20 protein-coding genes and 1 tRNA gene are annotated in these 21,823 nt (G+C 64.7%); 8 read left to right on the plus strand and 13 right to left on the minus strand.

What is annotated here, in order from left to right; translation table 11 throughout:
• Positions 1-2: 2 nt before the first annotated feature.
• A complete protein-coding gene (locus tag FJ386_03030) occupies positions 3-1,016 on the minus strand; it encodes a hypothetical protein (GenBank protein MBM3875676.1) in 1,014 nt (337 codons plus the stop codon).
• A gap of 175 nt (positions 1,017-1,191) precedes the next feature.
• On the opposite strand from FJ386_03030, the gene FJ386_03035 reads away from it, so the two are divergent.
• Positions 1,192-2,478, plus strand: coding sequence for a Gfo/Idh/MocA family oxidoreductase (locus FJ386_03035; GenBank protein ID MBM3875677.1), 1,287 nt, complete (start codon positions 1,192-1,194; stop codon positions 2,476-2,478).
• Positions 2,479-2,506: 28 nt separating this feature from the next.
• Here FJ386_03035 and FJ386_03040 read toward each other — a convergent pair whose 3' ends face one another.
• Positions 2,507-2,803 carry a hypothetical protein gene (locus tag FJ386_03040; GenBank protein ID MBM3875678.1) on the minus strand — a complete coding sequence of 99 codons (297 nt, stop codon included), beginning with the start codon at positions 2,801-2,803 and terminating at the stop codon, positions 2,507-2,509.
• Between the two features lie 593 nt (positions 2,804-3,396).
• On the opposite strand from FJ386_03040, the gene FJ386_03045 reads away from it, so the two are divergent.
• The 3 genes from FJ386_03045 to FJ386_03055 are packed head-to-tail and all read left to right on the plus strand — an operon-like array spanning position 3,397 to position 7,396.
• Entirely contained in the window at positions 3,397-6,267 is a 2,871-nt protein-coding gene (locus tag FJ386_03045) for a DEAD/DEAH box helicase (GenBank protein MBM3875679.1), read from the plus strand.
• 55 nt (positions 6,268-6,322) lie between these two features.
• The gene (locus FJ386_03050) at positions 6,323-6,574 is read left to right on the plus strand and encodes a hypothetical protein (GenBank protein ID MBM3875680.1); all 252 of its coding nucleotides are present in this window, start codon (positions 6,323-6,325) and stop codon (positions 6,572-6,574) included.
• A 15-nt stretch (positions 6,575-6,589) separates the two neighbouring features.
• Positions 6,590-7,396, plus strand: coding sequence for a hypothetical protein (locus tag FJ386_03055; protein ID MBM3875681.1), 807 nt, complete (start codon positions 6,590-6,592; stop codon positions 7,394-7,396).
• 3 nt (positions 7,397-7,399) lie between these two features.
• Here the strand turns inward: FJ386_03055 and FJ386_03060 are convergent, their stop codons facing one another.
• Both FJ386_03060 and FJ386_03065 read right to left on the minus strand, forming a co-directional pair.
• A complete protein-coding gene (locus FJ386_03060) occupies positions 7,400-8,443 on the minus strand; it encodes a hypothetical protein (GenBank protein ID MBM3875682.1) in 1,044 nt (347 codons plus the stop codon).
• An 18-nt stretch (positions 8,444-8,461) separates the two neighbouring features.
• A complete protein-coding gene (locus FJ386_03065; GenBank protein MBM3875683.1) occupies positions 8,462-8,692 on the minus strand; it encodes a hypothetical protein in 231 nt (76 codons plus the stop codon).
• Positions 8,693-8,801: 109 nt separating this feature from the next.
• Here FJ386_03065 and bioB point away from each other — a divergent pair, with 109 nt between their 5' ends.
• On the plus strand, positions 8,802-9,950 hold the full coding sequence (bioB, locus tag FJ386_03070; protein MBM3875684.1) for a biotin synthase BioB: 1,149 nt from the start codon (positions 8,802-8,804) through the stop codon (positions 9,948-9,950).
• Entirely contained in the window at positions 9,951-10,748 is a 798-nt protein-coding gene (locus FJ386_03075; GenBank protein MBM3875685.1) for a M14 family metallocarboxypeptidase, read from the plus strand. It abuts the gene before it with no gap.
• Here FJ386_03075 and FJ386_03080 read toward each other — a convergent pair.
• From FJ386_03080 to FJ386_03115, 8 genes are all read right to left on the minus strand, one after another.
• Positions 10,732-11,208 carry a tRNA (cytidine(34)-2'-O)-methyltransferase gene (locus tag FJ386_03080; GenBank protein ID MBM3875686.1) on the minus strand — a complete coding sequence of 159 codons (477 nt, stop codon included), beginning with the start codon at positions 11,206-11,208 and terminating at the stop codon, positions 10,732-10,734. The two genes, FJ386_03075 and FJ386_03080, sit on opposite strands and share 17 nt — an antisense overlap.
• Entirely contained in the window at positions 11,205-11,990 is a 786-nt protein-coding gene (truA, locus tag FJ386_03085; GenBank protein ID MBM3875687.1) for a tRNA pseudouridine(38-40) synthase TruA, read from the minus strand. Before truA ends, FJ386_03080 begins: the two co-directional genes overlap by 4 nt.
• Before the next feature lie 71 nt (positions 11,991-12,061).
• The gene (gene ruvX / locus FJ386_03090) at positions 12,062-12,475 is read right to left on the minus strand and encodes a Holliday junction resolvase RuvX (GenBank protein ID MBM3875688.1); all 414 of its coding nucleotides are present in this window, start codon (positions 12,473-12,475) and stop codon (positions 12,062-12,064) included.
• 14 nt (positions 12,476-12,489) lie between these two features.
• Entirely contained in the window at positions 12,490-12,813 is a 324-nt protein-coding gene (locus tag FJ386_03095; protein MBM3875689.1) for an HNH endonuclease, read from the minus strand.
• A gap of 19 nt (positions 12,814-12,832) precedes the next feature.
• Complete coding sequence (hemL, locus tag FJ386_03100; GenBank protein MBM3875690.1) at positions 12,833-14,122, minus strand: glutamate-1-semialdehyde-2,1-aminomutase; 1,290 nt, start codon at positions 14,120-14,122, stop codon at positions 12,833-12,835.
• Positions 14,123-14,151: 29 nt separating this feature from the next.
• Entirely contained in the window at positions 14,152-15,786 is a 1,635-nt protein-coding gene (locus FJ386_03105; protein MBM3875691.1) for an NAD+ synthase, read from the minus strand.
• A gap of 25 nt (positions 15,787-15,811) precedes the next feature.
• On the minus strand, positions 15,812-16,351 hold the full coding sequence (locus FJ386_03110; GenBank protein MBM3875692.1) for a DUF192 domain-containing protein: 540 nt from the start codon (positions 16,349-16,351) through the stop codon (positions 15,812-15,814).
• 69 nt (positions 16,352-16,420) lie between these two features.
• On the minus strand, positions 16,421-17,914 hold the full coding sequence (locus tag FJ386_03115) for a sulfatase (GenBank protein MBM3875693.1): 1,494 nt from the start codon (positions 17,912-17,914) through the stop codon (positions 16,421-16,423).
• Between the two features lie 280 nt (positions 17,915-18,194).
• On the opposite strand from FJ386_03115, the gene lepA reads away from it, so the two are divergent.
• Both lepA and lepB read left to right on the plus strand, forming a co-directional pair.
• The gene (gene lepA / locus FJ386_03120; GenBank protein ID MBM3875694.1) at positions 18,195-19,985 is read left to right on the plus strand and encodes an elongation factor 4; all 1,791 of its coding nucleotides are present in this window, start codon (positions 18,195-18,197) and stop codon (positions 19,983-19,985) included.
• Between the two features lie 15 nt (positions 19,986-20,000).
• Positions 20,001-21,275 (plus strand): signal peptidase I, encoded by a 1,275-nt coding sequence (lepB, locus tag FJ386_03125; protein MBM3875695.1) that lies wholly within the window; start codon positions 20,001-20,003, stop codon positions 21,273-21,275.
• 170 nt (positions 21,276-21,445) lie between these two features.
• Here the strand turns inward: lepB and FJ386_03130 are convergent.
• A tRNA-Lys gene (locus tag FJ386_03130) sits at positions 21,446-21,521 on the minus strand.
• Positions 21,522-21,823 lie beyond the last annotated feature (302 nt).

The following is a 21,823-nucleotide window of genomic DNA, read 5'->3' on the forward strand; positions in this document are numbered from 1 at the left end:
CACTAGAATTTCCGCTTCGGAATCTCGAGCACCGTCGGACGCGGCTCCATTTTGCGAGGCGGTTCTGTGGAGGGAGGATTCTGGGCGGGTGCGACCGGATTCAATCGCGGGTCGAATGCGGCCGCACCGCCGAGCCTTGCACTGTCCATGAATCCGCTCTTCGTCGCGCCGGGGACAAATGCCCCGGGCGCTTGCAGGTAAGCGCGCGGCGGCGCGCCCGCGCCGGCGTTCCAGTCGCGAGTCGTTGCGGTTCCCGCCGCGGGAAAACCCGCCCCCATCCCGGTCGTGCCGATGATCGATCCGCCGACGGCGCGCTGAAAGGCCGCCGAGTCAGCCTCCACGGCCTGCGACCTGAGCCGCTCGCGCGCCGGGTCAAGCGGGACGCGCCCCGTGAATTCGAACCCGCGCATGTCCGCCGGACCGGTGCGGCCCGCGTCGCGCGCGGGATTGGCCGGCGAACTGGCGTCGAGCGCCCCGTTGATCGCATTTCCGCTGACGCCGCCTTCGCGCGGGCCCTCGGGCCGGAGCGTGGCACGCGCCGTGCCTTCGCGTCTGGCGCGCGGTTCGCCCGGGACTGAATCGTCGTCGCCTTTCGGATTCCCATCCTCCACGAAACGCTCGATGGCCGTCTTCCGGCGCGGGTCGGCCTCGCGCTCGTCATCGGCTCGGGACGTCTTCACGGCGTCCTTGATCGACGCAGCGTTGGGATTTCGGAACATCCAATCGCGCCGCTCGTCGAGTTCCTCCTGCTGCCGGCGCGTGAGCCGAGGCTTGGGCGCCTGGGGCGCGACGGCGATGGTGAGCGAATCGGCCGGAGAATCGCCCGGTAGCTTCGGCGTGTGCAGCCCGCGCTCCATCAGCGATTCTTTGCGGTTCAAGTCCACCGCGGGTTTCGAAGTCTCCCGTCCCGAGAAAATGATCTTCTCACCCGCGTAGCTGGCGTCTCCCGCCGCCGCGAGCACGACGACGCCCGCGAGCAATGCGCCGGCGCGCCACGGGCTGGGAATGCAGTTCACGCGGTTTCTATAGCGCCTTGCGCGCTCCAAGTCAAAGCCGCGCGCTGCGGACTTGTGCGGTGCGCCTTCCCCTCGCCGCGCGTAGCGGCCCGGACGCACAGTTTGCTCGACACCCACGCGTTCGACGGTGTTAACCTCCGCCCATCCGCACGTTGTCCGCCAACACCCACCACTCATGAAACACATTCACCGCACCGGTCGCCGCCACTTCCTCGCCTCCGCGCTCGCTGCATGCGCCGCGCCGCTCATCCTGCCCGCGCGCGTGTGGGCGCAGGCGCCGTCGAAGCGACTCGCGCTCGGCCTCATCGGCATGGGCATGATGAATCGCGGCCACCTCGGCGGTTTCCTCAACATGCCCGATGTCCAGGTGGTCGCCCTGTGCGACGTCCACAAGATCCGCCTCGACGACTCGGTTGAGCGCGTCCACAAGGCCTACGCCAAGGAGCGCGACTCCGGCGCCTACAAAGGCTGCGCCGCGCTCGGCGACTTCCGCGAACTCATCGCCCGCCGCGACATGGATGCCGTGTGCATCGCCACGCCCGACCATTGGCACGCCATCCCCGCCATCCTTGCGGCGCGCGCGAAGAAGGACGTCTATTGCGAGAAGCCACTGTCTCTGACCATCGCCGAATCGCGCGCCATGGTGAAAGCCGCGCGCGAGAACAACATCGTTTTCCAGACCGGCAGCCAGCAGCGCACCGAGTTCAACGGTTACTTCCGCAAGGCCGTCGAATACGTCCGCTCCGGCCGCATCGGCAAGGTGAAGACGGTGCGCGTCGGTGTCGGCGGACCCGCCAAGCCGTGCGACCTTGCCAACGAGGCGACACCCGACGGCGTGAACTGGGAGCTTTGGAACGGCCCCTCGCCCGCGCGAGCCTTCAGCCACGTCCTCTGCCCGCTCGACATCCACAAGCACTTCCCCGCGTGGCGCAGCTACCGCGAATACGCGGGCGGCGGCCTCGCCGACATGGGCGCGCATCACTTCGACATCGCCCAATGGGCGCTTGGCATGGACGACACCGGCCCCGTGGAAATCCACCCGCCCGAGAAGGGAGACACCGGTCTGCGCTTCGTGTATGCGAACGGCATCGAAATGTTCCACGGCGGGCCCAGCGGCACCACGTTTGAAGGCACCGACGGCGTGATCTACGTGGACCGCAAGGGAATCGAGTCCACGCCGAAAAGCATCCTCGAAACGCCGCTCGGCGAGAAAGACCACCGGCTTCCGGCCATTGCAAAGAGCCACAAGCAGAACTGGGTGGACTGCATCAAAACCCGGCAACGACCCGTGGCCGACGTGGAGGCTGGCGCGCGCACCGCGCAGGTCTGCCAGCTCGGCAACATCGGCTATTGGCTCCGCCGCCCGCTGAAGTGGGACCCCGCGAAGGAAGCGTTCATGAACGACGCCGAGGCCAACAAACTCCGCAGCCGCGAGAATCGCGCGCCGTGGAGCCGGGTGTGACCGCCGGCGGCGCCCGATGGCGCGTCGCCTATGGGACAAACGCGAGCAATCCGTCAAGTCGGCCGTGGACGACGCGCTTGGCGGCTCTCGCGACGCGCTCGTCCTTGGGCTGGAAGGCAACGGACATGCCGGCGGCTCGCAACATGCCGGTGTCGTTAAGCCCATCCCCCACCGCGAGGACCTGGGTGCGCTTCAAACCCATCTGGCGGACAAGGTATTTGAGGACGTGGAGCTTGTCGTAGGCGCGACGGCCCGTGCGCAGGCGCGGGAACATGAGCGAGGCGAGGGTGACGCGGCCCGAGGCGCGCTCGTTGTCAAAACGCATGAGGTTGGCCACGGTGAAGTCGGCAAAGACGCGCCGACAGAGGGTCTCGGCGGCGACATGGTAGCGTTGCCGGAGGAGGGATTTGCGCGCGGCGATGATGCCGCTGAGCGGCTGGGCGAAGTGCGTTGCGCGCGAAGGCGACGATCGAGGCGATACGCGCGGACTCGTTCAGGACGGGAATGATGACCGTGACGCGATCGGAGTCCGGAGTGGCGGGCCATGTGTCGAGCTTGAGGCGCGGCCCGCCGGTGAACCGATACACCGGAGCGGCAGCCCTGGCTGGCACCGGCGATTCGCGACGGCTGCGCCGCACGGCAGTGTGACGTGCGATCGGGCTTTTCGGCTCGGTTATCCGCTTAGTGTAATGAGGCCTGCAATCGGTGAGCAAGCGACGTCTTCAGGACTTGGACTGGACATGGAGGAGCTGGGCGATTGCAAGGACACGGGCGCGGTGTGGCCCAACAGCCCGCGCACATAGCTGTGGATGCGCGTGCGGCAGACTGCCCCGTGGATTCGAATCCGGGACGGACGGGGCTACGCTCAACTTCCTTGCACCTTGCGCCCGCGACGAGTCACTCTGATTGCACCCGGCCATGAGCGATTCCACGGCACCAGAGATTTCGCCGGTGGCTGCATTCCCCGCGGTGCGATTCAAGCGAACGCTCCGCCCGTCGCAGCAGGAGGTCGTCGCGATCGCGCGCCGGCACTTCGCCGAGGGACGCCGGCATTTGTACATCGTTGCGCCGCCGGGCTCGGGGAAAACCGTCATCGGCCTGTTCCTGTGGGCTGAACTGGCGCGGTGTCCCGCACTCGTGCTCTCGCCAAACTCCGCGATTCAGGCGCAGTGGGTCGGCAAGCTCGAGCACTTCGACCTGCCCGACCACGTGGACGCACTCGCCACGACGGGGTCCGAGCCGCCGTTATGGCTCACGTCGCTGACGTATCAGGCGCTCACGATGCCAGATCGCGGCGGAGAGGACCTCGACGCGCAAGCGCTTGAGTTCTGGCAAAACCGGCTCGTTGCGAAAGGCGAGGCGAAGGACCCGGTCGAGGCCCGCGTGTGGATCGAGGATCTCGCGCGCCACAACCGCGGCTATTACGACGGGCGCCTCGCGATCTATCGCAAGGAGGTGCGCGACGCCGCCGCGCTGGCGGGCGATTCACTCAAGGTGCTGCACGCTTCGTCGCTCGCCGCGCTCGGGCGACTCCGTGCGCGCGGGATCGGGCTGATCATTCTCGACGAGTGCCATCACCTGCTCGGGCACTGGGGCCGCGTGCTCGCGGACGCGCACGAGTTGTTCGAACGGCCGCTTGTCGTGGGCCTCACGGCCACGCCGCCCGATCGCGACGGCAAGTTGAAGGAGGACCTCGATCGTTACGACGCCTTCTTCGGCCCGATCGCCTACGAAGTGCCGACGCCCGCCGTGGTGAAGGACGGTTTTCTCGCGCCCTATCAGGACCTCGTGCAATTCGTGCGGCCATCGCCCGAAGAACTCGCGTTCATCGCGAATGCGAGCGCGCAGTTTGCCGCGCTGGTGGAGGAGCTTTGCCACGCTCCCGGCGCTTTGAACGAGGCGGGTGCAGGGCAGGGGAGTCCGTCGGCTCCGGATTTGGCAAAGGAGTTCTCCCAATGCTCAGAGTCTATGGTCGCGTGGGTCACGCGCGTGCTCGCGGAGCGGCGGCTCCCGACCGGCGTGGTGAAAGACTGGCTGTCCTTCGAACGGCGCGACCCGGTGTTCGCAGACGCGGGGCGGTGGTTTCTTCAGGGGCGCAAGCATCAGCTGCCCGAGGGAGTCCCGCCGCCGCCGGAACTGCCCGCGGACGATCCCAACCTCGAACTCACGATCCACGTGCCCGTGCTCGACCGCTACATCCGGCACCGGTTGCGAGGGTCTGCGGACCCGCAGGACCACGCGATTGCGGAGCGCGCGATTCGACGGCTGCGGCTTTTCGGTGTGCAAGTGACCGAGACGGGAACGCAGGCGTGCGTCTCGCCCGTCGGTCGTGTGATGGCTTACGCGCGCGGCAAGACCGCCGCCGTGCTGAGCATCCTCAAGGCCGAACGCGCCGCACTCGGCGACCGTATCCGCGCCGTGATCGTGGCGGATTTCGAACGAACGTCGTCGGTGGACACCGAGGTGAAACACCTGCTCGACGAGGAAGCCGGCGGGGCGGTCGCGGCCTTTCGCGCGCTGCTGGGCGACCCGGAGACGGACGCGCTCGATCCGGTGCTCGTCACCGGCTCCACCGTCCTCGTGGACGACGACCTCGCGCCGCGACTCGGCGAGGCGGCAGCCGCGTGGCTTTCCGCCAACCGCCGCGACGTGAGGTTCGAGTTCGGCGACGAACAGGGCTTCAAGATCATGCGCGGCAGCGGCAGCGACTGGTGCCCGCAAACGTATGTGACGCTGATCACGGAACTGTTCCAGCGCGGGCTCACGAAGTGCCTCGTCGGGACGCGCGGCCTGCTCGGCGAAGGCTGGGACGCGCACAAGGTCAACGTGCTGATCGACCTCACGACCGTGACGACTTCCATGTCGGTGAACCAACTCCGCGGGCGTTCCTTCCGGCTCGACCCGGATGATCCCGCGAAGCTCGCGGACAACTGGGACGTCGTGTGCATCGCGCCCGAATTCAGCAAGGGGCTCGACGATTACGAACGCTTCATCGGCAAGCATCGCGTGCTGTTCGGCCTCACGGACGACGGCGTGGTGGAGAAAGGCGTCGGCCACGTGCACGCGGCGTTCACGGAGTTGAAGCCCGAACTGGTCGAGGGATCCATCGGTCCCCTGAACGCGGAGATGCTGAACCGCGTGAACCGGCGCACGGAGTTCCGCAAGCTCTGGCGCATCGGCGAGCCGTATCACCCCGAGCCGGTGCGCGCGCTCGAACTGAAACTCGGCGGCGGCGGCGGAGCCATGGGATTTCCACCGTTCGCCGGCGCAACGCCGTGGAGTGCGCGATCGCTCGCGCTTGCCGTGGGCGAAGCGGTGCTCGGCGCGCTCGTCGAGAGCGGCTTGCTGAAATCCCGCAGGAACATCCACGGCGGGGAACGCACGGGCGGTTACGTCCGGGTCTTTCTTGAGGAGGCGACGGGGGACGAAAGCCGCCTCTTCACCGAAGCCTTGCACGAAGCCCTCGGCGCGCTTGGTCGGCCGCGCTACGTCATCCCGCGCTCCGTGGACCGCGTGGAGGCCACGTGGCTTTCGCGACTGCTCCCCAAGGTGATCGGGCAGTATTTCCAATCCCGCCGGCGCGAGTTGATCATGTGGCACGCCGTCCCCTCGGCGCTTGCGAAGCACAGGGACCTTGTGGCGGTGTATCAGCGTCATTGGAACCTGCGCGTGAGCCCCGGCACGGCCGTCTATGCGCACCAGGGTGAAGGGGAACAACTCGTGGCCGATGCCCGCGCAACCGGGTTGGCGCCGAGTGCGACGATTCATCCGAAGGAGGTTTTTCTTTGAGCGGCCAACGCCGCGGGCCTTGATAGGCAGCGCCGCGCACGATACGCTTCGAGCCATGAAGTCCTCCCTCGCAATCCTCGCGTTCTGCCTCGCGTGTCCCGTGCTGCGCGCGGGCGATGCGCAACGAATCCTGGACGCCTTCAACGCCGCGCGCCCCGCGGAACGCGAACTCGGCGTGTTCAAGCTCGATTGGGCGGATTCGCTGAAGGATGCAAAGACGCGCGCGACCCGGGAACGGCGCCCCGTGTTCTTCGTCACCACCACGCAGCTCAAGGAGGCGGGCAATCTGCGCGACGGCCATTGCTGAGCGAGTTCGATGCATGTGAGGGGGAGTTCCCTCTCCCACCCGGAGGTCGTCGAGGCGCTGCGCCCGTTCATCGTGACGTTTTGGGGGCAATCGAACAACGAACGGCTGCCCGATGACGTCCTGCCATTGCACCAGGCGTCGGGCGGCGCATCGCATTTCGCCACCGGCTCGAACGTGCGCTGCTTCGTGCTGGATGCGGACGGACGGCTCCTGCACTGGTTCAACGGCTTCCCCAACCACACCGGGAACCCCATGGGGCGTTCCTCCGATGAATTCGCAGCCTACTACGTCCGCGAAATCAACCGCAGCGGCGCCGGGCGCACAGCCCGCCGCGCCGAAATGCCGTTGAAACTCCCGGAGGTCGGCAATGGCGTGCGCCTGTTCATCCGGTTCACCGGGCAGCGCGATGCCCACGCTTCACCCGTGGTGGAGGCCGTCGAATCCCTCGACGAGTGGAAGACGCTCTCGCCACCCACGTCCGCCCGCGAGATTGACGCGGCGAAACTGTCACGCTGGCTGCGGCTTTGTTATCCGGCGGGCGTCAACGAACAACTCGAGCCCTACACCGGCGTCCACGGCAAACTCACCTTGACCCCCGCGGGCCCGAATCAGGCCGTGCTCGCGGGAAAAGTGCGGATGGATTTGCCGGACAGAAAATCACCGCCGTTCGACGGGACCTTCCGAGCCGTGCTGACCTACGGCACCGGAGGCGCGGTAAGACTGCGCGGCGTGGTCGAGGGCGGATACCCGCGGTTCGACTGGAATCAGGTCGCGTGGGCCGACTGGCCCTTGACCGTGGCAATCGAATCGCGGCCGGACTAGGGCTTACTGCTTTCGCACAAACTTCTGCGCGCGTCTGCCAATGATGTCGCCGGCGTAGATGTTGCCTTTGGAGTCCAGCGCGATGCAGTGGAGCCAGTTCAGTTCGCCGGGCTTTTCCTTGTCGTCCTCGCCCTTCGGAATGGTCCATTGCTGGAGGAGTTTGCCCTCGGTGTTGAAGCGCATGAAAACCTGGTCCTTGGGCGGACAGCCGAGCGGGGCGGCCGGATACTTGGGGTCCACGCGCCAGGGCGATGGGGTCGAGCCGCAGACCCAGATGTCGTCGTTCGGCGCGACCCAGAAGCCCCACGGCACCACGACGTCGCGCCACGAGCCGGTGAGTTTTCCGAATCGATCGAAGACCTGGACGCGCACGTTGTTGCGGTCCGCGACGTAAAGCCGGCCCTTGGAGTCGTTCGCAATGGCGTGCGGGATGGAGAAGTTCGCCGAGCCAATCCCGAGGGCTCCCCAGGCCTTGATGAAGTGTCCGTGCTTGTCGTAGTGGGCGACGCGGCTGTTGCCGTAGCCGTCGGAGATGAAGAGATCGCCATTGGGCGCGACCGTCAGGTCGGTGGGCATGTTGAGATGGCGCGGCCCTTCGCCCTTCTGCCCCGGCGTGCCGATGGAGAGCAACATCTGGCCGTCGGGCGTGAATTTCCGCACGACATGAAAGCCGATGTCCGTGATCCAGACATGGCCTTCTCGGTCGATCTTGAGGTGGTGCGCGTTGCTGATCACGCCCGAGCCCCACGCACGGACAAACTTGCCCGCCGCGGTGTAAACCTGCACCGGCGGGTTCGTGCGCGTGAAGACGTAAACATGGTCGTGCTTGTCCACCGCGATGCCGGGGACGTGGCCCCAGGGCATGTTCGCCGGCCGCTCGGGCCAGGTGGCGTCCACCTCGTAATACGGCGTCAGGTTGACCCGGGGATAGACGGGGCCCTCGGACTTGGCCTCGGCTTTCTTCTCTTGCGCAAGCCCGGTGATGCACACGAAGACGCAGGCGACGGCCGGCAGGATGAACTGCAAAGCACCGGATGGAGTTTTCATACGTGGACGGAGCCGCGACTAGCCGGGGAGCTCGTCGTCTGCGGAGACTTCGGCCTCAATCTGCTCGGCGAGTGACACGGCCAGATTGAATGATGTCTCGCACAGTTGCTTCGCTTCCGACTCCGAGTATCGGCCGGACGCAATGAACGCCGACAGGATTTGCGCAGACGCGCCGAGCAGCGCCCGTTCGGAAGCGGAGAGGGAAAGGAAGTGCTGTTTGCCGGCCTGAGGAGTGGTCTTGGAGCCCATAAGGTGATGGCCTGAACGCTGCGTCGTTCCGCCGCGCAAGGGCAAGCAAATTCTCGTTCAATCCTGCCCCGTTGATCGGCGCCGCCCGGGACACGTTCCCTGCTCGACGATGGCCGGATTCAAGCCTTGCGCGCGGACGAGGTCCGGGTTTAGCCTGTCAAGCGTGACGCCTGTTTCAGTTGACGTGGAGAATTCGACGCGCATCGCTTCGCTGGGGAAGCGCGTTCTCGCGGGCGGCCAGCTCACCCGCGACGAGGCGATGGGGCTGTTCCACCTTGAGGACTCCGCGGACATTTACGACCTGCTTGCCTGGGCCAACCGCATCCGCGAGCGGTTCAAGGGAAACAAGGTTCACCTGTGCTCCATCGTGAACGCGAAGGCGGGCGCGTGTTCGGAGAACTGCCGGTTTTGCTCGCAGTCGTCGTTCTACCAGACCGGCTCGCCGAAGTATGGCTTCGTGGACCCGGAGCCCGTGCTCGAGGCGGCGGACGAGGCGCAGCGCAACGGCGTCACCGCAGTCGGCCTCGTGGCGGCGTGGAAGGGATTGCAGGAGGGCCCGATGCTCGACGAGGTGTGCGACCGCATCCGCGACCTGGCCGCGAGCGGCAAGACGCGCGCCGATGCGTCGCTCGGCCTCATCAAGAGCCAGCGCGTGGCGGACCGGTTGAAGGAGGCGGGGCTCGAATGTTACGGGCACAACCTCGAAAGCTCGCGGCGTTTCTTCCCCAACACTTGCACGACGCACAGCTACGACGACCGGCTCGAAACCATCGGCTACCTCAAGAACGCCGGCCTGAAGATCTGTTCCGGCGGCATCATCGGCATGGGAGAGACTCGCGAGGACCGGTGCGACCTTGCCTTCAGCTTGAAGGAAATTGGCGCGAACGTCGTGCCGATCAACATCCTGAATCCGATCAAGGGCACGCCGTTCGAGCACCATGAACCGCTGGCACCGCTGGAAATCCTCAAGACCATCGCCTGCTTTCGTTTCATCCTTCCGCGCCAGGAAATCATGATCGCCGGTGGGCGCACGGTGAATCTGCGCGACTTGCAGCCGATGGTCTTTTTGGCCGGCGCGAGCGCGCTCATGGTGGGCAGTTACCTGACCACGCTCAACCAGCCCGTCGAGAAGGACCTTCAGATGCTCAAGGATCTCGGCCTTGATCCGGATTGGGACAAGCACGACTTCGCCGATCAGCGCGAGTGTGGTTGCAGCGCGGCACCCGACTGCGACGAACCAGCCACTGCCGCCGCGTGAATGCAACGACTCGGCAAGAACGCGGGCGCGTATCGCGGCGAGACCATTGAGATCGAGTCCGTGCTGGGAAAGACCATCGCGGCCGCCCGCCGTCACGGCTGGAACGTGAAGTGCCTCGAAGCGGCACCCGGGCTCTCCCTCTGTGCGTTGCACCGAGCCTCGCGTGTTTCTCCGCGCACCACGCATCACGCACCACGGATTTACCTCTCCACCGGAATCCACGGCGACGAACCGGCCGGCCCGCTCGCGGCGCAACGCTTGATTGAGGAAGACGCGTGGCCCGCGGACTGCGACTTCTGGCTCTGCCCGTGCCTCAATCCCACAGGCTTCCCGCGCAACTCCCGCGAGAGCGCGCTGGGCCACGACTTGAACCGCCAATACAGCCAGTTCGACGCGCCCGAGACGCGCGCGCACGTCGAGTGGCTCAAGCAGCAGCCGCCGTTCGACCTCACGCTCTGCCTGCACGAGGACTGGGAGGCGCAGGGTTTCTACCTCTATGAGTTGAACCCGTCAGGTTTGCCGACCCGCGCAGAAGCGGTCATCGAAGCAGTTGCGAAGGTCTGCCCGATCGACCACTCGGCAGAAATCGAGGGCCGTGCGGCGCGTGGCGGGATCATCCGGCCCGACACCGACCCGCGGTCGCGTCCACAATGGCCGGAGTCGTTCTGGCTGCTCACGCACAAGTCGCCGCAAAGCTACACGTTTGAGGCGCCGTCGGATTTTTCGATGGAAGTTCGGGTGTCCGCGCTGGTGGCGGCCGCAAACTCAGCGCTTCAGTTCTTCAAACCGGCGGCCTGACTTCGCCATCAAACCCCTGTTGCCTCAGCGCCTCGAACAGCACGAGCGCGGCGCAGTTGGATAGGTTTAACGAACGGGCATTCGCGTCGAACATCGGGATGCGCAGCCATGCGTCGCGATTCGTGTCCAGCAACACACCGGGAAGTCCAGCGGTCTCGCGTCCGAAGACCAGGTAATCGCCCGCCGCAAATCGCGCCTCCGTGTAGTTCTTCGGGCCCCCCTGCTCGATGAACCACAGGCGCGCATCGCCCGGCACTGACGCCCGGAATGCCGCCCAGTTCGCCCACCGATGCCATGTGACGTGCTGCCAGTAATCCATGCCCGCGCGCCGTAGTTGCTTGTCGTCGAGCGTGAAGCCGAACGGCTCGATCAGATGCAGCGTCGTGCGCGTCGCGGCGCAGAGTCGCGCGATGTTGCCCGTGTTCGGCGCGATTTCAGGTTCAACCAAGACGAGGTTCATGCGGACTTTGGCGCTTCGCCGCACCGTCGCCGGTAGAACACCTTCCACAACACCAACCCGCACGCGGGCGCAGTCATCCCGGCGAGCCGGCGATCCTTGCTCGCGAGGATGCGTTTGATCTCACCGGGGGCTATTCTGCCTTCGCCGACTTGAACGAGCGTGCCGACAATGCCGCGGCACATCTTGTAGAGAAACCCGTCGCCCTCGATGACGAACGTGAGAAGCGGTCCGCTGCGCCGGATTTCGCATCGCGTCACGGTGCGGACCGTCGAGTCGGTGTCGTAACAAGGATTCGTCCGAAGCGCGCGGAAGTCGTGTCTCCCCACAAAATGACCCGCGGCGTGACGCATCGCGGCGACATCAAGCTTGCGCTTCACGTGCCAGGCGCGATGGGCGAGCAGCGGGTTCATCGCGGCGTGATTCCACGCGAGGTAACGATACTGTTTCCCGCTGGCGCTGAAGCGTGCATGAAAGTCCGCCTTCGCCCGTGAGGCTCCCAGCACGCGGACATCCGCCGGCAGGTGCGCGTTGAGGGCAAGGAGAAGTTTCGCCGGCGAGATTCGTCCTTCCGCGCTCGGCACTTCGAAGTGTGCGACGAGTCCAAGCGCATGAACGCCCGCGTCCGTGCGGCTCGACCCGTGGACGCGCGGCCGGCTCGGGAACAGCTTGGAGAGCGCCGTCTCGAGCATCTCCTGCACGCCGGTGCCGATCTTCTGCAACTGCCAGCCTTCATACGCGCTGCCGTCGAAGGCGATCGTGAGCTTGTATTTGAGAGTGGGCACGGGAATGAAGCCGCGTGGCGCGTGATACGTGAAGCAATCGTTCCTTCACGCGCCACGAGCCGCGCACCGCGTCAAGTGGATTGGCAGTCCAAAAAGCTCTGCAGGAGGATCGCGGCCGCCATCGAGTCCACCTTCTCCTTCCGCCGCTCGCGACGAACGCCACTTTCAAGCATCACGCGATTGGCTTGTGCAGAGGTGAGTCGCTCGTCCCAAGTCCGGATGGGCAGCTGGAGCGCCCCCTTGAGCATGGCGACGAACGCGCGGACCTTCTCGGCTTGCGGTCCGTAGGTGCCGTTCATGTTGCGCGGCATGCCGACGATGAGTTGCGTCACGGTTTTCTCGGCGATGAGGCCCCTCAACTTCTCCACGCACGCGTCCGCCGGCTCGGCGGGGATGTAGTCGAGCGGGAGTGCGATCATCCCAAGCTCGTCACTGACAGCGATGCCCAGTCGGACGGTTCCATGGTCAATGGCAAGGATGCGCATGAGTTGGAGACAACTCAGGTGTCGTTCTCATCGGGCACGCGGCCCAACTTGTTGCTTTGTTTCCACGACTTCGGAAGACCTGCGGCTCCAAATGCCTCAAGTGCTTCGCAAAGATAAGGCCGCAAATGATCTTCAAACACCTTGTGGCTATTGGGACACAATGGAAGTCCGTCCACCTGCCGGTCACAACCATCAGTGCCGGTCCTCCATTCTTGTTTGTCAATGATGTGCGCCGCCCCTGGGAACGGGTAGCGCCAACCGCACATCACACAAGGCAAACGCTCGCTCGTTTTATCATCGTGAAGGACTGTCTCTTTGATTTGCGGGTTAAATGCCATGGTCGACTGGCGCAATGGTTCAGATGAGGTTTGTCAAAACTTTCGCCGCCGCGCGCGCGGTGGCCGCGATGTCCGCCTCCGAATGCGCCGTGGAAATGAAGCCGGCCTCGAATTGCGACGGGGCGAGATACACGCCCTCGGCCAGCATTCCGTGGAAGAACTTCTTGAAGCGCTCGCGGTCGGACGTCATCGCGTCGGCGAGGTTCCAGACGGGGCGGTTGGTGAAGTAGCCGCAGAACATGGAGCCGCAGCGGTTGAAGGTGACGGGCACGCCGGAGGACTTGGCGGCGTCGCGCAGGCCGGTTTCGAGGGCGGCACCCTTCGCTTCCAACTGAGTGTAGGCATTGTCCGCACCCAGTTCCTCGAGCGCGGCGAGGCCAGCGGCCATCGCCAGCGGGTTGCCGCTCAGGGTGCCGGCTTGGTAGACGGGGCCGAGTGGCGCGAGGCAGTCCATGATGTCCGCGCGCCCGCCAAACGCGCCGACGGGCAGGCCGCCGCCGATGATCTTGCCGAACGTCGAGAGGTCGGGCGTGATGCCGAAGCGTTGCTGCGCGCCGCCAGGGGCGAGGCGGAAGCCGGTCATCACTTCGTCGAAGATCAGGATGGTGCCGTGCGCGGCGGTGATTTGGCGGAGGAATTCCAGGTAGCCCGGACGGGGCAGGTAAAGGCCCGCGTTGCCGGGGACGGGCTCAATGATGACCGCCCCGATTTCGCCCGGGTTCGCGGCGAAGCACGCCTTCACCGCGTCCACGTCGTTGAACGGCAGCACGAGCGTGTGCTTCGCGAAGTCGGCAGGGACGCCCGCGCTGTCCGGGTTGCCAAAGGTCAGCGCGCCCGAGCCGGCCTTCACCAGCAGGCAGTCGGCGTGACCGTGGTAGCAGCCGTCGAACTTGATGATTGTGTCGCGGCGCGTGAAGCCGCGCGCGAGCCGGATGGCGCTCATGCAGGCTTCGGTGCCGGAGTTGCACATGCGGACCTTGTCGACACTGGGCACGAGCTGCTTGATGAGCCGGGCCATCGTCACTTCGAAGGGATTCGGGATGCCGAAGCTCGTGCCGCGGTCGGCGGCGGCCTTCACGGCGGCGATGATCTTCGGATGCGCGTGGCCGAGGATGGCCGGCCCCCAGGTGCCGACGTAGTCAATGAGTTCGTCGCCGTCCACCGTGGTCACGCGAGGGCCGCGCGCCGACTGGACGAAGAACGGCTGCCCGCCGACCGCGCGGAAGGCGCGCACGGGCGAATTCACGCCGCCGGGGATGTGCTGCAACGCCTCGGCAAAGAGAGCTTCGGATTTGGCGCCGGAAATCATGCGGGACTAGCGGTCATGCCGGCGGTGCTTCATTCGCGGTAGCGCTGTGCGATGGGAATGCGGCGCCCGACGCCGAAGGCCTTGCTTGTGACTTTCAAGCCGGGAGCGGCCTGCCGGCGTTTGTATTCGGCGAAGTCAATCAGCCGCACGACGCGGTTCACGGTCCCGGCCTTGAAGCCGCCCGCGATGATGTCTGCGGCGCTGCGGCCCTTCACCACGTATTCGTCGAGGATCGCATCGAGTTCCTCGTAGGGGGGGAGGGAGTCCTGGTCGGTTTGGTTTGGGCGCAACTCGGCCGACGGCGCTTTGGTGATGCTTGCGGCGGGGATGACCTCGCGCTCGCGGTTGATCCAGCGGGCGAGCCGGTAAACCATCACCTTCGGAACGTCGCTGATGACCGCGAGTCCGCCGCACATGTCGCCGTAAAGCGTGCAGTAGCCGACGGCGAGTTCGCTCTTGTTGCCGGTGGTAAGCAGGAGGGAGCCGAACTTGTTGGACAAGGCCATGAGGATGACGCCGCGCAACCGCGCCTGCACGTTCTCCTCGGTGACGTCCTCGGCGCGCCCGGCGAACACGGGCTTGAGTTGCGCCTTCATGGCCTCAAAGGGCGGTTGAATCGGGATGACGTCGTAACGGATGCCGAGGTTCGCCGCGAGGACGCGCGCGTCGTCGAGGCTGCCTTGCGAGGAGAACTGCGACGGCAGCGAGACGCCGAATACGTTGTCCTTGCCGAGCGCCTCGACCGCGAGCACCGCGGTGAGCGCCGAGTCAATCCCGCCGCTCAAGCCGAGCACCGCCGACTTGAAGCCGCACTTGTGCAGGTAATCGCGCAGGCCGAGCACGAGGGCGTTGAAGAGTTGTTCCTCGTCACAGGAACTCGCGGGCTCGACGGTGGAAGTGGAGTCCGTGTCCACGAGCAGGAAATCCTCGGCGAAGGACTTCCCTTCGGCGATGAGTCCACCCGAGGCGTTGAACACGAGGCTGCTGCCGTCGAAAATCAATTCATCATTCCCGCCAACGAGGTTGCAGTAGGCGACCGGCCGCTTCGCCTTGGCCGCAAGACTGCGAAGCATCTCGAAGCGCGTCGCGTTCTTGCCGAGGTGCCACGGCGAGGCGGAGATGTTGAAGATGATGCCGACGCCCTCGTGCACAAGGTCCATCGCGGGATTTCGCCGGTAGCGACGGTCGCGCCAGAAATCTTCGTCGTTCCACACGTCCTCGCAAATCGTCAGCCCGACGGGACGGCCGTTGAATTCCGCGGGCGGGTTGTCCGTGGCGGGCTCGAAGTAGCGGTCCTCGTCGAAGACATCATAAGTCGGGAGCAGCGTCTTCACCCGGGTGGTCATCACACGGCCGTGCTGAAGCAGCGCGATCGCGTTCGTGGCTTCGCGACCGGGGCGCTTCTCGTTGCGGCCGACGAAACCGACGAGCAGGCCGGTGGCGGCCGTCGCCGCGGCAAGGCGGTCAAGCGCGGCGAGGTTTGCGGCGATGAATCCAGCCTTGAGCAGCAGGTCGCGTGGCGGATAGCCGGTGAGCGCCAGTTCGGGCACCACCACCAGTTCGGCGCCGGCTTTTGCGCCGCGTTGATAGGCGGCGAGGACTTTCGCCTCGTTGCCCGCGATGTCCCCGACGGTGGTGTTGATTTGAGCCAGTGCGATTCTCATGCGCCGATCAGGTCGCCGTCCGCGCCTACCTCCGCCCGAAGAACGTCTGCTGCAACGTCCCCTTCTCGCTGCGGATGAGCGTGCCGGCGCCGACCTTGTTGCGCTCGAACCAGCCCGCGTTGACCTCGAGCACGAACTGGATCTTGTCCGACTTGGACTCGATGGACGACTCGTCGAACGGCTTCATCGGATGCGTCTCGAGGATCGTGCCGTCCGCGCCGATGTAAGCGCACGACATCGGGAGCGGACAATTCTTCATCCAGAACGATCGCGAATCCACCACCGGGAAGACGAAGATCATGCCGTCCATCTCGGCGAGATTCGTGCGCCACATCATGCCCGTCTGAATCTGCTCCGGCGTGCGCGCAATCTCAGCGACGACTTCGTGCGGACCGACCCAAAGCTTGACGGTTGGAAGCTTGGGCTGCGGCCTGGCGCGCTCGGGCTGGGACGCCTCGGTGGACGACGCTCCGGCTGACGCGCTTCCCGCGGTTGTTGTCTTGTCGCAGCCAAACGCGGTCAGCAGGATCAAACCTGCGAGGCACAAGCAACGCTTGAAAACCATGCGTGCAGAGTGAGGCTTCCCCGCGCGCAGTTCAATCACGCACTGCGAGCCCACTCCGGCCGCGCGGGCCTACTGCTTCGCCTTGCCCTTCTTTACCTTGGGCACGGGCTTGCCGTCGGGGCCGATGATGGCTTGCTGGTTCGGGTTGCCTTCGGCCGCGGGTTTGGTGAGGCCTTTGCGCGCGGTGACTTCGGGGGGTTCGGGGAAGCGCCCTTGATCATCGGACTCGACGAGCCATTTTTCCAACTCGGCGCGGAGGCGTTTGAGCGCGGCTTGATGCTCGGGCTTGGTTGAGGCGACGAGGTTGTTCATCGAGTGCGGGTCGGCGTCCATGTCGAACAACTCCTCGGGCGGCATCGAGGGGGCGAGGTAGAAGTTCCTTTGCCAGTCGGTGAGCTTGCCGGCGGGGCCGAGTTCCTTGATGAGATTCCATACCGGGTAGCTGCGCTGCTTGTAGTCGTTCGCCTGCAGGAACGGGCGGTCGGGCATGAAGTTCCGGATGTAGCGGTAGCGGGCGTCGCGCACGGTCCGGAAGCGGAACATCGTCTCGTCGCACCGGTCGCGCGCGCCGAACACATACGCGCGCGGCGGCTCGGACTGCTCGCCGAGGAACACGCGGCCTTGCATCGCGGCGGGCTTCTTCACGCCTGCAAGCGCGAGCGAAGTGGCTGTGAAGTCCAGCGAACTGACGAGTTGGTCGCTCACGGTGCCGGGCTTGAAGTTCCTCGGAGCTGCAATGGCCTTGGGCCAGCGGATGATGAGCGGGATGCTCAGGCCGTCGTCATAGACGAACTGCTTGCCGCGGACGTGCGACTGGCCGTGGTCGCTCATCACGAGCACCATGGTGCTGTCGGCGAGGCCGTCGGCTTCGAGTTGCTGGAGGATGAGTCCGATCTTTCGGTCGAGTTCACTCGCGGCGTCGAGGTAGGCGGCCCAATCCTCGCGCGCGACGGGATGATCGGGGTAGATCGGCGGCAGCGCGACCTTCGAAGGGTCGGCCTTCTTCGGCGCATGAAAGCGGCGGTGCGTCTCCTGGAAATTGATCTGCGCGTAGAAGGGTTGGTGCGACTTGAGGTCATCCCAGTTCGCCGAGTCGAACGGCCGGCCGGTGTAGGTGAAGTTCCAGTCCGTCTTGCCGCTGCCGCGGAAGCCGAAGCTTTCGGGGAGTTGCACGAGGTTTGCCGTGAAGTAGCCCGCGCTGCGCATCCAGTCGGAGATGGGCTTCACGCCGTCGGGCAGTTTGAAGCCGTCATCGCGGTGCGAGCGGTGGTGGTGCGCCCCGATGGTCGTCTGATACATGCCCGTGATGAACGCCGAGCGGCTCGCGCTGCACACGGGCGCGGTGGTGAACGCGCGCGTGAAGCGCATTCCCCCGTCGGCAAGACGGTCGAGGTTTGGCGTCCAGACTTCCTTGGTGCCGTAACAGGCGAGGTGCGGGCTGAAATCCTCCGCGATGAGCCAGAGGATGTTCGGCCGCTTCGCCTCGGCGGCGGGGGCGCACTGACTCCGGGGCGACGAGCAGAGGACGATGGAAAGAAGCAAGGCGAGGAGCAGGCGTTTCATGCGAGTCAGGTTAGCGGGTGGGTCGCCGATCCGAGAGCGAAAAGTGAATCGCCAAGAGAACCGCGCAGACGGGGTAAGGCGGAGTTTTCCCTTCACAAGAGGGGGCATGCGGTTATCTTCACGCCGTCGTTGCGGTCGCTGCTTTCGCGGTGGCTGATTCGTCTTCCTCCTCCCGGCAGAGCAGGGCAGGGGAGGGGAGTTGGGTTGGGGGCGGGAGCAGGAACAAGATTAAGATCAGGATTAAGATTGAGAGTGGGGACGGATGGAGAGTGAGCACTGGATGGACGCCGAGCACATACGCAATTTCAGCATCATCGCGCACATCGACCACGGAAAGACCACGTTGTCGGACCGGCTGCTGCACATGACGGGCACGATCGCCACGCGTGACATGGAAGCGCAGCTCCTGGACTCGATGGACTTGGAGCGCGAGCGGGGCATCACCATCAAGGCGCACCCGGTGACGATGCTTTACACGGCGAAGAACGGGGAGACATACGAGTTGAACCTGATCGACACGCCGGGACACGTGGACTTCACCTACGAGGTGTCCCGCAGCCTGAGCGCATGCGAGGGGGCGCTGCTGATCGTGGACGCGGCGCAGGGCGTGGAGGCGCAGACGGTGGCGAACCTGCACCTGGCGATGAAGCAGAATCTGACGATCATCCCGGTGATCAACAAGATCGACCTGCCGCACGCAGACGTGCCTTTGGCGAAGCAGCAGTTGGAGGAGATCCTGGCGATTCCGGCGGAGCTGGCCATTCTCGCCAGCGCGAAGGAGGGGATTGGCATCTCGGAGATTCTGGAGGCGATCGTGGCGCGCGTGCCGCCGCCCAAGCCAACAGGGCAGGGGAGCTTGCAGGCGCTCGGGTTCGATTCCTACTTCGACACTTACAAGGGCGTGGTGACGCATGTGCGCGTGTTCGACGGCGAGTTGAAACGCGGGATGCAGGTGAAGCTGATGCACTCGGGAAAGAACTACGAGGTGAAGGAAGTCGGCAGCTTCAACCCGAAGCCCTACGTGCGCGACGTGCTGACGGCGGGTGAGACCGGCTACGTGACGGCAAACATCAAGTCGCCGAAGGACGTGAAGATGGGCGACACATTCACGGATGCGCGCAACCCGGCGCCGGCGTTGCCGGGATTTCAGGAGGTGCATCCGATGGTCTTCAGCGGGATTTATCCGATCAACCCGGCGGACTACGAGCACTTGAAGGCGAACCTCGGCAAGCTGCAGTTGAACGACTCGGCGTTCGCCTACTCCAGCGAAAGCTCGGTGGCGCTCGGCTTCGGCTTCCGGTGCGGTTTCCTCGGGCTGTTGCACATGGAGATCGTGCAAGAGCGGTTGCGGCGCGAATACGGGATGGACATCATCGCGACGTATCCGAGCGTGGTGTATCGCGTCCGCATGACGGACGGCGCGGTGAAGGAAGTGGACAACCCGGCGTTCCTGCCTGAGCCGACTTACATCGAGCACATCGAGGAACCGACGGTCAACGCCTTCATCATCTGTCCCAACGAATACATCGGCGACATGATGGCGCTGGTGAGCGAGAAGCGCGGCTCGCTCGACCACACCGAGACGCTCGACACCAAGCGCGTCATGATGACGTGCAAGATTCCGCTGAACGAAATCCTGATCGATTTCCACGACCGCATCAAAAGCATCACGCGCGGCTACGGCTCGATGGATTACGAGCACACGGGCTACATCGTCTCCGACATGGTGAAGCTCGACATGCTGGTGAACGGCGAGTCGGTGGACGCCTTTTCCTGCATCGTGCACCGCGAGAAGGCGGAATTCCGAGGGCGCGCGCTTGCAGCCAAGCTCAAGGAAGTCATCCCGCGCCAGCAATACGCGGTGGCGATCCAGGCGGCGATCGGCGGGAAGTTCATCGCGCGGGAGACGGTCAGCGCCCTGCGCAAGGACGTGACCGCGAAGTGCTACGGCGGCGACATTTCGCGCAAGCGCAAGCTTCTCGAGAAACAGAAGGAAGGCAAAAAGCGGATGAAGTCCGTGGGATCTGTGAACATCCCGCAGGAGGCCTTCATTGAGGTGCTCAAATCGTAGGGCAGGGGACGCATCATGTTCATCTTTCGCTGGCTGACATCCGGAACATTCCGACAGGCGGTGGACTTGCGGCGGCAGGTCCGCAAATGGGTCAACCACCAGCGCGACTTGCTCGCGCCAGACGCGATCGCCAAGGTGGACGACGCGTGCGAGTCGCTTCGACGGATGCTCGACGAGGGCGCGGGGCCAGTTCAGTTGCGCGAGGGGATGTCCGCGCTGGAGCGCGTCGCCAACGACGTGCTGATCCCGTATCCGAACACCGCCTGGCGCGACAACGTCGAGGTCATCCTCGTCGCCGTCGCCGTCGCCATGGGCATCCGCACCTTCTTTCTCCAGCCCTTCAAGATCCCCACGGGCTCGATGCAGCCCACCCTTTACGGAGTGCATTTCGAGGACTTGCGCGCCGCGCCGGACGACGCGGTGCCGGGCTTCATCACTCGATTTTTCCACGCGACACTCGGAGGGACCTTCTACCACGTCATCAAGGCCGAAGCCGACGGCGTGATCGTGGACGTGCTTCCGCCCAAGGGCTTCATCCTGCCGAAATTTCTGCTCAAGACACAAACCGTCGTGCTTCGATACCGCGGCGACGACGGCCGCGAATACGACAAGTCCCACAAGATTTGGTTTTCCCCCGAGGACGGCCACAACGGCAACCTCCGCGGCCTGACCGGATTCCCGAAGGGAACCGGCAGCGAGTTTGGATTCGCGCTCACAAGCGGCCGACAGTTCAAGAAGGGCGAATACGTGCTCCGATTGAAAGACGTCGCGGGCGATCACGTCTTTGTTGACCGGCTCACCTACAACTTCCGTCGCCCCGTGCGCGGCGAGACGATGGTGTTTGAGACCACCGGCATTTCCAGCCTGCCTCAGAACCAGTTTTACATCAAACGCATGGTGGCCATGGGGGGCGAAAGAGTCCGAATCGGAAACGACCGGCACCTCTGCATCAACGGAGTCCGGCTCGATTCCACCACGCCACACTTCGAGCACATCTATCACTTCCACTCAAACTCGCCGCCACGTGACAGCACCTACTCGGGCCACCTGAACGAACTCGTCGGCCGGCTCGCGCACAAGCCGGGGCTTGCGCGGTTGTTCACCGACGAGACCGCCGAATACGAATTGAGGCCGGACCACTATATGGTGATGGGTGACAACACCATGAACAGCTCCGACTCCCGTTACTGGGGCGACTTCTCCCGGACCAACGTGATTGGCAAGGCATGCTTCGTCTACTGGCCCATCACCGGCGCGGAAAACGACCGATTCGGCTGGGCAATCCGCTAGAGCTTTCGTGTCTTTCGTGTGTTTTCGATCCAATCCGTTTTTCTCACCATGTTGGCCAAGATACGTTATGGTTAGTACAAGGGTCGGCACCAACCTCAGTTCACCCTGCCAGGCCGCAAGCTGCATGTCTCCATTTCCGATCCTCAACGAATGCTTCTTATAGTCTCCGATGGTGGGTTGGCCGGGGCTCGAACCCGGGACCAGCGGCTTAAAAGGCCGATGCTCTACCAACTGAGCTACCAACCCGGCTGCGTCCCGCAACAAAATGACCGCGCTAGACGCTGCGCGAACCTCCGAAAGCGGCGAGAACGTAGACCACGCCAAACTGCGCTGCAAGAGCGTTCTGACGATGTTGCCACAAGGCGATCTGCGCCAAAAGTATTGTTACCGGAGCCTGGAGGATTTGAGGGGGAGAACGGGTCGTTGCGCCAAAAGTCGGTGTTACCCGAGCCATGCACGACTTTATGAGTGAACAAACCAAAGCCGAAGTCCTCGCCACCCTCCGCCCGCGTTACGGATCGGCGGGTCGGGAACACAAAAGCAAACTC

The sequence above is a fragment of the Verrucomicrobiota bacterium genome (assembly GCA_016871675.1).
GTDB lineage: Bacteria > Verrucomicrobiota > Verrucomicrobiia > Limisphaerales > VHCN01 > VHCN01.

Coding starts and splice junctions, on each gene's coding strand:
- FJ386_03035 (MBM3875677.1), top strand. CDS start 1,192: ATGAAACACATTCACCGCACCGGTCGCCGCCACTTCCTCGCCTCCGCG.
- FJ386_03040 (MBM3875678.1), bottom strand. CDS start 2,803: ATGCGTTTTGACAACGAGCGCGCCTCGGGCCGCGTCACCCTCGCCTCG.
- FJ386_03045 (MBM3875679.1), top strand. CDS start 3,397: ATGAGCGATTCCACGGCACCAGAGATTTCGCCGGTGGCTGCATTCCCC.
- FJ386_03050 (MBM3875680.1), top strand. CDS start 6,323: ATGAAGTCCTCCCTCGCAATCCTCGCGTTCTGCCTCGCGTGTCCCGTG.
- FJ386_03060 (MBM3875682.1), bottom strand. CDS start 8,443: ATGAAAACTCCATCCGGTGCTTTGCAGTTCATCCTGCCGGCCGTCGCC.
- FJ386_03065 (MBM3875683.1), bottom strand. CDS start 8,692: ATGGGCTCCAAGACCACTCCTCAGGCCGGCAAACAGCACTTCCTTTCC.
- bioB (MBM3875684.1), top strand. CDS start 8,802: ATGGCCGGATTCAAGCCTTGCGCGCGGACGAGGTCCGGGTTTAGCCTG.
- FJ386_03075 (MBM3875685.1), top strand. CDS start 9,951: ATGCAACGACTCGGCAAGAACGCGGGCGCGTATCGCGGCGAGACCATT.
- FJ386_03080 (MBM3875686.1), bottom strand. CDS start 11,208: ATGAACCTCGTCTTGGTTGAACCTGAAATCGCGCCGAACACGGGCAAC.
- ruvX (MBM3875688.1), bottom strand. CDS start 12,475: ATGCGCATCCTTGCCATTGACCATGGAACCGTCCGACTGGGCATCGCT.
- FJ386_03095 (MBM3875689.1), bottom strand. CDS start 12,813: ATGGCATTTAACCCGCAAATCAAAGAGACAGTCCTTCACGATGATAAA.
- hemL (MBM3875690.1), bottom strand. CDS start 14,122: ATGATTTCCGGCGCCAAATCCGAAGCTCTCTTTGCCGAGGCGTTGCAG.
- FJ386_03105 (MBM3875691.1), bottom strand. CDS start 15,786: ATGAGAATCGCACTGGCTCAAATCAACACCACCGTCGGGGACATCGCG.
- FJ386_03110 (MBM3875692.1), bottom strand. CDS start 16,351: ATGGTTTTCAAGCGTTGCTTGTGCCTCGCAGGTTTGATCCTGCTGACC.
- FJ386_03115 (MBM3875693.1), bottom strand. CDS start 17,914: ATGAAACGCCTGCTCCTCGCCTTGCTTCTTTCCATCGTCCTCTGCTCG.
- lepA (MBM3875694.1), top strand. CDS start 18,195: ATGGACGCCGAGCACATACGCAATTTCAGCATCATCGCGCACATCGAC.
- lepB (MBM3875695.1), top strand. CDS start 20,001: ATGTTCATCTTTCGCTGGCTGACATCCGGAACATTCCGACAGGCGGTG.